We start from the raw sequence: 13,132 nt of genomic DNA, 5'->3' as shown, positions 1-13,132 counted from the left end.
GGCGTGCGCGCACAAAGGCAGTGCGGCAACGTTGTTCACTCGGAGGCTTCGAGCCATGTGCGCGGCCCTCGCCCGGTGATTATTTGCTTCCCTTTACGCACGGGCCCAAATCGCTTTTTGGTGGACGTTTCCGTTGTCGATAGGAACGAAGCGAATCAGGCTGCGAAGAAACCGAAACAATAATTCGCTTGCCCGAGGCGATAAACCTATTGGACAGGAGTAAGCGCGCAACTACCGTCGAGTACGCGATGTATGTTGTCCAGTGCAAGACGGAGCATGGTATGCCTGGTTTCCTCGGTCGCAGAGCCGGCGTGTGGGGTAAGCACCACGTTGCTGAAGGTGGCCAGCTTGGATCCAATTAGTGGTTCTTTCTCGAAAACATCCAACGCGGCACCACGGATCAAGCCATTCGCCAGTGCGTCGATGAGGGCCGCTTCATCGACTACCGTGCCGCGCGAAACATTTACCAGGAAACCGCTGGAACCGAGTGCGGACAGGACCGCGCCGTTGATGAGATGGCGAGTCTTGTCGCCACCAGGACAGCACACGATCAAGATGTCCGCGAAAGTCGCAAGCTCCTGCACGTCGGCAAGCATCACGTATGGCACTCCCTCGACCTTCGCGCCGCAATAGGCAATCTCCACGTCAAAGCCAGCCAGACGACGTGCGATACCTTGGCCGAGCCGACCGAGACCCACAATGCCGGTCCTTTTGCCAGCCAGGCTCGACGTCAACGGGAAGAACTCATGAGCCCATGCCTCGTCCCTGACAAACCGGTCTGCCGACGGAATACGCCGTAACAGGGACAGCAGCAGTCCGATCGCAAGTTCGCAGACCGCCGCGTCCAGGACCCCTGGAGTGTTCGTTACGATACCCCCCTGCTACGCGCAGCGTCGACGGGGATGCCATCAAATCCCACTCCTGAGGTCGCGATGATCTTCAGGTTTGGCAAACTTTCCAACAACGACGCTGGAAGTTGGTAGCTGCTGCGCGTCAAGATGGCTTCGATTCCCTCGGACACCGCAGGATTCCGCTGCAGGTCTTCCTCCGCGTAGCGACGCACCTCAGGGTCGATGATGTCCTGCTGTGCAGAGTGAAATTCGCCAATCTGTAGCGAGTCCGCGTTTATCGCGCCCCTGCGCCCGGCTTAGCGGAGCCGTCGAGCGGCGGCACGTCGATCGGCTTGACCTCGACGAGGGCCGTGCCGTCCTTCTTCATCCCCAGCTTGTCTGCCGTTTTAGGCGATACGTCGACAATTCGACCCTTGGCGTAGGGGCCGCGATCCCTGATCCGCACAACGTCGCTATTGCCGTTTTGGAGATTCTTGACTCGGGCGCGGGTGCCGAGCGGAAGCGTCTTGCTCGCAGCGGCATTGGATTGCGGATTCATCCTGGTCCCGTCCGACATTTTCTTGCGATAAAAGCTCCGGCCATAGTACGACGCCTTGCCTTTGCGGGCCTTGCCGGACCGGTCGAGACCTCCGTCCCGCGCGGTCTTCGACACCGAGTGCTGATGACGATGACTGGCGGACGCGCTCGTGTGCGCCGCCACCGACGCGTTCAACCCGCATGAAAAGATCAGAGCTGCGAATATGCGAAGCCAGCCACGGCTTCGGCAACGCAGACTACAGGAGCCATACGGCTTCATTGGTCATTCCCCCTTGACCGCCCGGACGACGGATTGATCGATAGCGGATTTGCGCTGTTCGAATCGAACGTAGGTGGCTGACATGGCTGATGCGCAATGCCCCTATTGGCCTAGCAGGTGGCGGACCTCTTCCGTCTATTCATTCCGCGACGTGACGTCTCTTGATTCAAGCGAGGAAGAACCGTGTCCTTATGCCCGATAAAGACTGCAAATGCCGTGATGCCATCGAAGCGCTTCTAGGTATCACCGAATTCAAGTGCTTTCTCGATGTGCAAGCGGCTGAGGTCATTCGCGAACGAAAGCGCGTGTCCCGCTTGCACCGCTGACATCGGCGGAGCAAAGAGATAACCCTGAACCTGATCGCATTGGTGGCTTGCAAGAAATTCGAACTGTGCGGCCGTTTCGACGCCTTCGGCGACAACTCGCATATCGAGCGTGTGCGCCATTGCGATGACCGCTCGGACGATGACCTCGTCGTTTGTTGACTTGCCGATACCGTGCACGAACGACATGTCGATCTTGACGCAGTCGGCCTTGAAGTCGCGGATGTACGCCAGGCTGGAGAATCCGGTACCGAAGTCATCGATGGCGATAGAGACGCCGAGTCGGCGGATCTCGTGCAGGGCGGTCAGTGCTGCGGGCGTCACCACTACGCTTTCAGTGATTTCCAGTTCGATGTTTCGCGGGTCCACGCCGACGGCTCGAAGTGTCTGGCGCAACGTCTTCGGGAAGTCGGAGCGGGAGAACTGCAGAGGTGAGACGTTGATCGAGACGACGATGTCCGGCTGCACGCGAGCCCACTCTTTCGCCTGCTCGCATGCTGTTCGGAGCACCCATTCGCCGATTGGCACGATGAGTCCTCGCTCTTCGGCAAGCGGTATGAAGGTCGCTGGACTGATATCGCCCCGCTCCGAATCGGACCATCGCAACAATGCCTCGAAGGCGACGGTCTTCGATCCTGCTGCCTCGACGCGTGGTTGATAGGCAACCCGAAGCTGACCGCTCTTCAGTGCATGCTGCAACCGCTGCGTCAAGTGATGACGTTCCGCATGATCAACCGCGATGGAACGATTGAAGACCCGCAGACTGCCGTCACGCTGACGTTTGGCCTCGTACATTGCTGCGTCCGCATAGCGAATGAGGTCGTCAGCGTTCGTCGCGTCATCGGGGAAGACGGCGACGCCCGCGCTCGCGCGTGAGGCGACGATGTCTTGCCCGATCCGCATCTCGCCTATCACGAGGCGGTGTAAATCGCGGGCTCTATCGACGAGTTGGTCGATATCCGGACCGCATAGCAGTGCCACGAATTCGTCTCCCGCAAATCGGGCAACCATCTCCGGCTCGCATAAAGCGGTCGAAAGCCTGCGCGCGACTTCCCTGATGACCTCGTCGCCGGCCGCGTGACCCAACGAGTCGTTGATCTCCTTGAAGTTGTCGAGGTCGATGAAGACCGCGGCCACGCGATCTGCCCGGCACGAAGCGCCTTCCAGTAGTTCGCCCAGTCTGGACTGAAGCGTCGCGCGGTTGGGCAAGTGCGTGAGCGAGTCGAAGCAGGCGAGCCAACTCAGGCGCTGCTGGTCGCGCATGCGGTCAGAGATATCGCTGAAGACAGTGACCGCGTGCGTCGCCACGCCTCGGGTATCCATGACCGGCGAGACGTGCCGCTGCGCCCAGAACACGGTGCCGTCCCGGCGCCTGCCACTGACTACTGTCGCCAGATCGTTATCGCATGCGCTCTCGTCGCCGAAGACGCTGGATAGCGTAGTGTCCGCAAGTTGTCCCATGACTTCGTGCACGGAAAGGCCGGTCAGAGTCTCGAACGCGGGGTTGGCATAGACCACCCGGCTTTGCTTCAGCGATTGTTGCGCCTCGGTGATTAGCACTGCGTTCGGCGAGGCTTCGAGGGCGCTGCTGTGGAAACGCAGCTCTGCACGCGCTGCCTCCCGTTCGCTCACGTCCGCTGCGGTGATGAAACACGCGGGACGGCCGGCGTATTCCAGAAAGTGATACGACACGTCGACGTGGATGGATCGGCCATCCAGACAGGTGTGATGTCGAACACCACCCCATCCACTTTTGGATCCCGAGCGCAAATAACTGCGAAGGTCGTGTCTGAACGGTTCAATCTCGTTGATGGGGCGAAGCTGGTCGATGGTGACGGCCCTGAGGTTCTCGAGGTTGCCGCCGTATTGCCGCTGCGCGGCAGCGTTGGCGGTCTGGATGAAACCCGTCTCGATATCGAATATGAGCATGGCGAGCGGATGCTGCTCGAAGTACTCGATGAAGCGGTCGTGTGCCTGGCGGGCGACGATGTTCGCCGCGCTGCGTGCGAGCGACGCTTTATGCGCGAACCGCAGCACATAGCCGAGGCAACATAGACCCAGCGCGAGCGCGACAGCAAAGGTCATTCGCTGCCAGGCCAGTTGCGTCTCTGCTTTCGATTGCATGGCGGCGAGCTTTGCACTCTGCGCAAGCTGCAAACGAGAGAGCGCGTGCATGATCGCTTGCAGCGTGATGTTGGCCGCCTCGAGCCGGCCCGCGTCGACCATCCGGGCGTGGCCTGTGCGCGCAACGTCGTTTGCCGCATTCTCCAGTTGAGACGCCAGCACGGCGGTGTGAGCCCGGAGGGCGGTCACTTCATATTGCGACGTCGAGTCACCTGCAAATGACTGTTCGAGAAAATCGTACGAACGCGTGACCGTCACTGTGCGGGCGACAGGCCAGGCGTTTGACCCGAACCGCGCCGTGCCGACTCCCGTGAGGAAGTCGGCATTGGCATCGATATGCAACGTTGCGAGCAGTTCGAGTTGCGCACTGACGGACAGCGCATTGGCCAGTGCGAACTGCTCTCGGGCGCGTGCGGCGGTCGCCCAGTAACACGCCATGGCGGCACTGAGCGTCACTGCAAGCAGGAAGGCGCTCGTGAACGATCGCTGGTACCGTTTGCGACCGCTAATCGTCCCTAGAAACCACTTGATGCCATTTGCCATTTTTCTCGGCGCCTGTGCGACGCTCGACACGCCAGAAACACACTTCGGAAGAACGCGGGACCAACGGCGACATGCGTCAAACGAACTGTCCGTGACGATTTCTTGCAGCCTTTCGCGGGTTCGCTATCGCAGTTGCCCTATATCCGATATCGGCCCTGAAGACGGAAACCTTAATCGGGAAATGCCCGATAGCGATATTCGATGGTAGAGCTTTGGTACGGGTCGGCGCCGAGGCCGGAGGTGGCCGCGTCGCTTGAAAAGCAGCAGCGTGAAGCGGTGGGCGCGTCATTGCTCGCGGTGTATGGCACGTGGCAATGCGAGGGTGAAGTCCGACACTTGGTCGCACAGCGACTCGTCGACATGTCGCATCTTCTTGGTGGATTCGTATGCTTCCCTAACGGTTAGACGTTAAGTTGTAGAATTTCGGGGCCTCCATGCATCGGAGATTGCCTTGAAGAAAAGTAGATTCACGGAAAGCGTTCGTCTGTTTCATTCTTGGTACAAGTCTTTGAAAGCTATGCCTGACAACAGGCGCGAGATGGCAGCGCAGTTTAGCGAATACTTCAACACTGTAACTGGGAATCCCTACGGGCGACGTCGCGGGGAAGAACTTATTCGGTACTATGAAGCAATATAGTGCTACCGTGCAGAGCGGTCGCGCAAGAATCTAAGGACCGCGCGCGTCCACAACATCCAGTGCCCGCATCCCTAGGCTGAACTTACTCGCTCAAAAAGAACAACGTCCTTGTGTCGGACGTAATTCGATCGCGTGTCAACGATCGGTGTGGATGGTCGAGTCGCCATCACGCGGGCGAAAAACGAATGTCCGCGAAGGCCGACGAGCGCGCGTTGAATATCGGGCGGGTTTCGGACTGGACCGGCCATTCGAGTGACCACTGGACGGCTCAGGCGAGGGGCGGAAAGTGGCCGCTGGCTGCCTCGCGCGGCCGACCGGCAGAACGCGACCCGATCCGGCCGTTCGGCGCTCGGCACGCCGAGCGTCTCTTAACCAGATCCTGCTGCCAGTCGCCCGCGATACCCCCCGACGCGGTGTCGTTTGACCACGGTGCGTCGGCGGGCTTGACTACCCCTCGGGAGTAGCTGCATGTCAGCAATGCGAGATCAGCGCAAAAGGCTGACCACTCGCCTGTGAGCGACGGCTTGGCCTACCGGCAAGGTTTCACCGTTGGTTTTCCATGGGGCGCTATTGCAAGCACGGCTGTCTTAGCCGCGAGCGCCCCGACGGATGGTCGTGGTTCTCGAATACGGATGCCGGACCGGATTTCTGTTGCCGACTCACCCGTTTGCGACATCTTGAAAACAGCCACTGCGCTTCGCAGGTGCGCCGCTTGTTCTTCCATCGAGCCGGCGGCTGCGGCGGCCTGCTTGACAAGCGCGGCGTTTTGCTGCGTGACTGCGTCCATCTGGCCAATGGCTTGATCGACTTGCTCGATTCCGCAGGTTTGCTCATGCGACGCCGACGCGATCTCGTCCATGATGTCGGTCACGCGCTCCATTGCAGATGTCATTCTCTCCATCGTCTCGCCGGCCTTTGTGACAAGTTCGGTGCCCGCATGCACGCGACCCGCTGAGGCTTCGATCAGCGCGCGGATTGGCGCCAACGCTTTCGCTTCACACGAACTCCAGCACGAAGTGTGCGACGATGGCCGCGCCCGTCGCGAGCGTGGCGAACCAGCTCAACACACGCACCGTCCAGTGCGCGACGAAATCGCCGACGACTTCCCGCTTGGCACCGAGCAGCACGAGGAGCGCGAGCACCGGCGTAACCGTCATGCCGTTGGCCACCGCGCTCCAGTACAGCGCATGAACGGGCTCGACGCGCAGCACTGCGAGCACCATCGCCGCCGCTGCGCCGAGTCCCGTCACGCCGACAAGCAGCCACGCGATCCGCCGGTCGCGTTGTTCGCCGCGCGGCCAATTGAACGAACTCGCCACAGCCTGCGCCGCGGAGCCCGCCAGGGGCGGCAAGGCCAGCAATGCAGAGCCGATCAGCGCGACCGCAAGCACATGGCTCGCATAGCCATGCGCGAGCGGCGCCAGTACACGCGCCATGTCGACCGGCTCGCCTACGGGCGTCTTTTGCATGACATGCAGCGTCGCGGCGGCCGCGATCATCATGCACAGCGCGGCCACGTTCGAAAGCGCGGTCCGCAGCAGCGTGTCGCGACGAATCTTGCGCATCTGCCCGTTTAGCGCCTTCTGGTCTCGACGGCCGCCGTCCCGCACTTCCTGTTCGGCTTGCGCAAACATCAAATAAGGGCTGACCGTGGTGCCGAGCACGGCAATCAGCATCGTGATGTAGTCCTCGTTCCAGTCCACTCGCGGCACGAACGCGCGCATGAGAACCGTCTGCCAGGGCACTTCGACCACCACGATAACGCCGACATACGCGAACATCGCGAGCGCCATCCACTTCACGATCCGCGCGTACCGTGCGTACGGAACGAGGCATTGGAGGGCGATCGACGCAGCGCCCGACAGCAGTGTGAGCCATGCAACGGATCCACCGATGAAGACGTGCAACGCCACGCCCATCGCGAGTAAATCGACGGCGACGTTGAACGTGTTGGCAAAGAGAAAGCGCGCCACCGCGAAGAAATAAAAGAGCGACGAGTAGTGCGCCCGCATGTTGGTGGTCAAGCCACGCCCGGTCACTACCGCGACGCGCGCTGCGATGAGCTGCAGCGCAACGGTAGACGGATACGACAGCACGCACATCCACAGAAGGTCGAATCCGTACCACGCGCCTGCGAGCGTGTAAGTCGCGATGCCGCCCGGATCGTTGTCCGATGCCATGCTCGCTAATCCCGGCCCGACGTCCGCGGCCCACGAGTGCGCCGCCCGCTTGCTCGCGCGCACGCTTTCATCCGCTAGCTCTTTTTCCTGATGAGTGACCATCGCCCAATCCGCCAACGCGATTGACGGAGCGGTCCGCATGAAGCGTTCCTCCCGGCGATGATGCAGTGCAGTGACATACAACGGCTACAGCGTCTGGAGGTGCCATGCAAATCGAACAGAGGAAATAACGGAGGGTTTAGACGCGCTGTCACATGACCTCTAAATGTTATGTTTTTGATCATGTTGGTACCGTTGATTCCATGGGCACAAGCCATGGCAGAGCAGGCGAACAGCCTTCACCGGGCGGTCTCCGTCTTCAAGGTGAGCCCGCTTTGATCCCGCAGCGAGACGGTGTGCGCTGACTGTGGGGCAGCGCTGGTTCTGCGATGGCTCGGATTCCTTGGTTGCCCGTGGCAGCCGAGGCTCGCAGCCTCGTTCGGCAGCCCGCGGGCCGCATCATCAAACGTACTTTACCGTGCCATACAGACTTGATAAGGCACTCTCGCGCCAATTGGCGTTTGCTTAGTGGTCGCGCAAGTCCTATATTGCAATCAAATGGCGCTCCCCTCAGCGCTTTGCGTCGCGATAGAGAGAGCCTTGTGCAGGTGCTTCGTAACTCTTGAGCGATCGCGAACGTTACGCTGCAGACACCTAAGCTTGACCAGACGGTCAGCGCTATACGATCCGACACCATGAAGTTCGGCTTCGGAAAATTCCCTCTTGCCTTCCTCGTCTTCCTGATTTTCACGTCGAACACACTTGCCAACGACGATGGAGGCGGTGAGAGCGACCGCGATCGCCACGATGGTCCTGGAAAGCTGCGGGTATTCGACAGCAGGGGCATTGTGGTCGGCCCGCTCGTTGATGCTCCATTCTCGAGTTTCTCGAGTGGCGTTCTCATCACTGTCAACGGCGCGACTGTCGTTGTCCCCATAAGGCGAATGACGGATAGCGGCGGTCACGTCTCGTCCACTCAATATGCGTGGGCGGAAGGAAATCCGTGGTACCCAACAACTGATTGCAGCGGGCCTCCTGCAATCATCGACACCTTTTCCGTGCTAAGACCGGTAGAAGTTGTACGACGCGGCACCGATGTGACGGCCTACATTGCTTCCGATACCTACACGGCTTCGGCCGACCTCAGATCCTACTCCGACGCTAAAGATCGATGCATCGCCTTCATAGGCGTGGGTGGGGCCTGGACGGCTGGGTCCGCTTATTCGCTAATTCAGAACTTCCTGGAGCCGCTTACCGTTCACTATTGAACGCTATGACACGACTCCGAGTACGCGAAGGAGTTTCTCGTGAAAGCTACAGTCAAGACTGCGGTGATTGTAGTTGCCCTTGCCTCGATTTGGAGCGGCGGCGGAGCTGCCGAAGATGCACGTACACGGCATGAAGGTGAACATCGCTCTCTGGCAGTTGTCGATGCACACGGAAGTTTCGTTGGCACCTTAACGTCCGGCCGCACTGACTTTTTCGGCAACTCGGCCCCTGGTGTGGTGCTGACGGTGAATGGGGCTATCGTATTCGTACCGATTCGCCGGGCAAGCGGTGCGAACGGCCATACTTTGGCGTCGCAGTACGTCTGGGGCGATGTTTCTTACGCGTTCTCCTTCAGAACGAGCGACTGCAGCGGCCCGCCTTTCGTACGGGGCGAGCCCGTCGGCAACTTACGCCCGGCCGCCGTTGTGCGGCAGGGTGGCGAAGCGACGCTTTACATAGCGCCCGACTCTTTCTCGTCCGACTTTGCACCGTCGGTACGCTCCATGCAGTATGTCGACGGCCCATGCACAGGCATAACGCCCGTTAATCGAGAGGAAGGCTGGACGCCCGAGAGCAGCTTTTCGCTCACCGAACGCTTCCCCGAGCCGCTGACCGTGCGGTAGCTCGCAAGAGTCACACTGACGGGAGACCGAGATGTGCAGATTGCTTTTTCTCGTTACGCTCTTGTTCTTCGCCACGCCGGCTTTCCCCGGCAGTTCCCACGACGGAGACGGTGTCCATGGCGACGGCCGGCGGCACGGGCACGAAGTCCTCAAGGTTTTCGACGCCAACGGAAGAGTGGTCGGCCCGCTCGCAATTGATGGCGTCGGCAAAGGCGTGATCCTGACGCTCGGAGGAGCGCGGACATTCGTGAGTGTTTATCGACCCATCGATGAATCTGGTCGGCAACATGCGTCGCAATACGCATGGTCGGCAGGCAGCCTCGCCTTCCCGACCCCAGACTGTAGCGGCCCCCCCGCCATCGTCAATGCTTGGCCCGTTCTGAGGCCATCGAGACTGATCAGAGTGGGCGCGAAGGTAACCCTCTATCTCGCGCCCGACGGCCCCAGCACGACAATGGTCGTTCATTCAACTTCGTCCTTGGGCCCTTGTTATACATACCAGGGAGGTCATTCCGGCGAACCGCCTTTCACGGCAGAAGCGTGGGGCGTCGAGGCAACTTACCCGCTCGACTACCCGGAGCCACTCACGATCCACTACTGAGTGCTCGGCGATTCCGTACGAGCACGAACAGGGCCGAACGGCCGTGCACTGCGTGTGCAAGGCAAGCAATGAGCTGGATGTCACCGAGCATGTCATTTGGCCGAGGTGCGTCGTGGGCGCGCCGCGCTTGCAGTAGAGCCTGTTTGTAACACGGCTTGCCGGACGTCAGCTCGACGGGTTCGATGGTCGACGCTCGAGGCAATGGGTTATCGAGGCCCAGCCTGTGACTCCGGCGTGACTGAACGCAGCTTGCAGCTTAGTCGTCGTCCGAAGGACCGACTCGCCGACGGGATATATGACTGCTGTTGGCCGCGCTCTGGCATGCGCTTGGCTAGACGAGTGCCAGCAATCGTACCTTTGTTACACCTCGAGCAAAGGGTGGGCTGTCCTAGAATCGCTCACGGTGCTTCACGCGTACGCCGGTGTGCTGCCGGATGCGATGTAAGCGCATTCGTTCCGAAACGTATCTTGAGTAATTTGAATGATTGACCAGATCGGTAAATACAATCATTACGTCGGCCGACGCATGCGGCGGCGTGCAGGCGGTGATCGTTCGCCATTCTCCGACGGTCGACGGTCGACGGAAGTTGATTGTCGCCGACGCTTGCGCCGCTTCAAATCTAGTACTGCAGCGTCGATGACGAACCCGCCAAGAAAAATCGGACATCGGGAATAGCAGAAGCTCAGCCGTTGCACCTTGACGCAGCGGCAGCCGAGTTTTTTGTCCGTTGGCATCAAAGTTTTTTTGCCGACAGTGGGCGCGCCGGGCAATAGGACGCGCATCATTTGCGGGCCTGGATGGTCGCCGCCGCAATACCCGCTCCGGCGAACGCGCACGCTGCGGCCACAAGTGCGACGGCACGCAGTGCCTCAGCGATTGCGTCGGCTTGCGCCAGCGCTGCGCGTGTCCGGGGCCGCGTACCCGCGTCGCCCGCTGCCGTCCCGGGTTGCGCCCTCGGCTCCAGCAACATCTCGGTCTTACGTGCGTCCTGCGCCACGTGCAACGCATCGAGCCGTGCCGATAGCGCCGCGTGGTGCGACCACACAAACACAATGCCGAGCACAGCAATCGCCAAGAGGCTCGCCACGCGCGCAATAGCGTTGTTAATGCCCGACGCGATACCTGCGCGCTCGGCTGGCACTGAGCTCATAACGGTAGTGGTCAGCGGCGCGACGGTGATGGTCATGCCGAGTCCGAGCACGGCGAGCGCAGGAAAGAATTCAGTCCAATAGCTGCCACGCACAAACGGCAGCGCCAGTAGCGCGAACCCAATGCCGGCGACGCCGGGGCCAGTCGTTAGCAGCGCACGGGAACCGAAGCGGCTGGTCAGGCCACCGGTGAAGCGCGACAGCAGACCGACAATGACGGGTACCGGTAGCAGCGATGCGCCCGCTTCGGTCGCGGTGTAGTCGTGTGCGCGGATCAGCGTGAACGGCAGGAAAAAGAATGCGCCGCCGAGGCCGAAGTAAAGCAGTAGTGTGACGAGGTTAGCGCCTGTGAAATCGCGCGAGCGGAAGACGTCGAGCGGCATCATCGGATGATCGCTCTTCGCCTCGATCATCACGAATGCGGCGAGCACAACCAGCCCGGCGCCAATCGCGCACAGCACGAACGGATGCGCAAAACCTCGCGCTGAAGCGTCGGTCAGACCGTACGTAAGTGCGGCGAGTCCCGCAGCTGCAGTTAGCGCACCGGGCCAGTCGACCTTTCGAGGCCCGTCGACCTTGTGGCTGTTGGGTATGGCAGCAACAGCGAGCGCAATCGTGACGGCTGCAAACGGGACGTTTAGAAAAAAAATCGCCCGCCACGACAACGCGTCGACGAGCCAGCCACCCGCCACGGGCCCCGCCGCCGATGTAATCGCCCCCACGCCGGCCCAGGTGCCGATCGCCCGGCCGCGCGCTTCGCCGTCGAATACGGCGCCTATGATTGCGAGACTGCTCGGTACAAGCAACGCCGCGCCCATACCTTGAATCGCGCGCGCGGCGATCAGCGCAGTCGCATTCAGTGCAAAGCCGCAAGCGGCGGACGCCACCGTGAAAAGAACAATGCCCGCGATAAAGATTGTGCGGCGGCCGAACCGGTCGCCCATTGATCCGCCCAGCAGCACGAGAGACCCAAGAAAGAGCAGGTAGGCGTTGACGACCCACTGCACCGCTGCGACGCCTGCTACCAAGTCGCGTTGAATGGCGGGCAACGCAACATTGACGACGGAGCCGTCGATGAACGCCATGCTTGAACCCAGAATCGTAGCGGCGAGCGCGAGACGTTTTCGCCGGCACGGGCGGTCCACTGTGGTAGGTTGTGTGCGGATGAAGAGTTCGTCGCACGGGCTCGCCTGCGCTGCGACCACATGCCCGTTTCCCGACTCGCAGCCGAAAGAATCCCTTTTGACCAAGCTCACTCCCGTGCTCATCAGTGACGACTAGCATAGCAAGTCCAGCGCGGCAGATTCGGCCAAGTCAGCGGCCGCGCAAGCACGGTTCCATCGTTCCTCGTACACTGCACCCTTCCCCTTCGCAGTCCCCGCACGACCCCGATAGATGGCTCGTAGCTGTGAGCGTGGACGTACGCTCGCCGAAGCGAGTCCGATTCTACGAGGAACGCCAGACCAGCGCGCGTCGCCAAAGGTCTCGGGCTGGAACCGCAACATTTTTGCTGGAGGCCGACCATGGCTGACGAGAAGTACATTCCACCACGTGTCTGGACCTGGGACAAAGACAACGGCGGCACGTTTGCGAGCATCAATCGACCTATCGCCGGGGCGACTCACGAAAAGAAACTACCCATCGGCAAGCATCAGTTGCAGTTGTACTCGCTCGGCACGCCCAATGGCGTCAAGGTGACTATCCTCCTCGAAGAACTACTGGAACTGGGTGTTCGCGAGGCAGAGTACGACGCCTGGTACATCAGCATCAGCGACGGCGACCAGTTCGGTAGCGGCTTCGTTGAAGTGAACCCGAATTCAAAAATTCCTGCTCTGCTGGATAGAAGCACTGAGTCGCCCGTCCGAGTATTCGAATCTGGCTCTATCCTTCTTTACCTTGCGAACAAGTTCGGACAGTTCCTGGGCAGCCTCAAATCTGAAGTGCAACACCCGTTTCGTATAAGGTGTTGCGATGCACGAAAGAACTCAGTATCAGCA

At 60.5% G+C, this 13,132-nt stretch carries 8 protein-coding genes and 2 pseudogenes; 3 read left to right on the top strand and 7 right to left on the bottom strand.

All coding sequences use genetic code 11. From position 1 onward, the window contains the following. Positions 1–206: 206 nt before the first annotated feature. The 5 genes and pseudogenes from AB6804_RS23320 to AB6804_RS23300 form a co-directional block, all read right to left on the bottom strand. Positions 207–1,021: pseudogene (locus tag AB6804_RS23320) on the bottom strand (2-hydroxyacid dehydrogenase). Positions 1,022–1,125: 104 nt separating this feature from the next. Further along, positions 1,126–1,503 (bottom strand): septal ring lytic transglycosylase RlpA family protein, encoded by a 378-nt coding sequence (locus AB6804_RS23315; RefSeq protein ID WP_370888493.1) that lies wholly within the window; start codon positions 1,501–1,503, stop codon positions 1,126–1,128. A gap of 380 nt (positions 1,504–1,883) precedes the next feature. Then, positions 1,884–4,637 carry a putative bifunctional diguanylate cyclase/phosphodiesterase gene (locus tag AB6804_RS23310; RefSeq protein ID WP_370888492.1) on the bottom strand — a complete coding sequence of 918 codons (2,754 nt, stop codon included), beginning with the start codon at positions 4,635–4,637 and terminating at the stop codon, positions 1,884–1,886. A 1,166-nt stretch (positions 4,638–5,803) separates the two neighbouring features. Then, positions 5,804–6,259 (bottom strand): methyl-accepting chemotaxis protein, encoded by a 456-nt coding sequence (locus AB6804_RS23305; protein ID WP_370888491.1) that lies wholly within the window; start codon positions 6,257–6,259, stop codon positions 5,804–5,806. Between the two features lie 10 nt (positions 6,260–6,269). After that, on the bottom strand, positions 6,270–7,556 hold the full coding sequence (locus tag AB6804_RS23300; RefSeq protein ID WP_370888490.1) for an NRAMP family divalent metal transporter: 1,287 nt from the start codon (positions 7,554–7,556) through the stop codon (positions 6,270–6,272). 632 nt (positions 7,557–8,188) lie between these two features. On the opposite strand from AB6804_RS23300, the gene AB6804_RS23295 reads away from it, so the two are divergent. Together AB6804_RS23295 and AB6804_RS23290 are read left to right on the top strand one after the other, a co-directional pair. After that, the gene (locus AB6804_RS23295; protein WP_370888489.1) at positions 8,189–8,761 is read left to right on the top strand and encodes a hypothetical protein; all 573 of its coding nucleotides are present in this window, start codon (positions 8,189–8,191) and stop codon (positions 8,759–8,761) included. A gap of 39 nt (positions 8,762–8,800) precedes the next feature. Beyond that, entirely contained in the window at positions 8,801–9,385 is a 585-nt protein-coding gene (locus tag AB6804_RS23290) for a hypothetical protein (RefSeq protein WP_370888488.1), read from the top strand. A 10-nt stretch (positions 9,386–9,395) separates the two neighbouring features. On the opposite strand, the gene AB6804_RS23285 is transcribed toward AB6804_RS23290, so the two are convergent. After that, positions 9,396–9,674 carry a hypothetical protein gene (locus tag AB6804_RS23285; protein ID WP_370888487.1) on the bottom strand — a complete coding sequence of 93 codons (279 nt, stop codon included), beginning with the start codon at positions 9,672–9,674 and terminating at the stop codon, positions 9,396–9,398. 1,094 nt (positions 9,675–10,768) lie between these two features. Beyond that, positions 10,769–12,403, bottom strand: a complete 1,635-nt coding sequence (locus AB6804_RS23280; protein WP_370888486.1) for an MFS transporter — start codon at positions 12,401–12,403, stop codon at positions 10,769–10,771. Between the two features lie 255 nt (positions 12,404–12,658). On the opposite strand from AB6804_RS23280, the pseudogene AB6804_RS23275 reads away from it, so the two are divergent. Then, a pseudogene (locus tag AB6804_RS23275) lies at positions 12,659–13,132 on the top strand (hypothetical protein); the annotation flags it as partial.

Source organism: Caballeronia sp. RCC_10 (assembly GCF_041360715.1).
In the GTDB taxonomy this organism is placed as follows: Bacteria; Pseudomonadota; Gammaproteobacteria; order Burkholderiales; family Burkholderiaceae; genus Caballeronia; species Caballeronia grimmiae.
This window is presented reverse-complemented; position numbering and strand designations above follow the sequence as displayed.

Bases quoted from the DNA above. Each gene is read 5' to 3' on its own strand.
- AB6804_RS23285 (WP_370888487.1), bottom strand. From the start codon at position 9,674: ATGTTGCCGACCAGATTCATCGATGGGTCGATAAACACTCACGAATGT.
- AB6804_RS23310 (WP_370888492.1), bottom strand. From the start codon at position 4,637: ATGGCAAATGGCATCAAGTGGTTTCTAGGGACGATTAGCGGTCGCAAA.
- AB6804_RS23280 (WP_370888486.1), bottom strand. From the start codon at position 12,403: ATGAGCACGGGAGTGAGCTTGGTCAAAAGGGATTCTTTCGGCTGCGAG.
- AB6804_RS23300 (WP_370888490.1), bottom strand. From the start codon at position 7,556: ATGGTCACTCATCAGGAAAAAGAGCTAGCGGATGAAAGCGTGCGCGCG.
- AB6804_RS23295 (WP_370888489.1), top strand. From the start codon at position 8,189: ATGAAGTTCGGCTTCGGAAAATTCCCTCTTGCCTTCCTCGTCTTCCTG.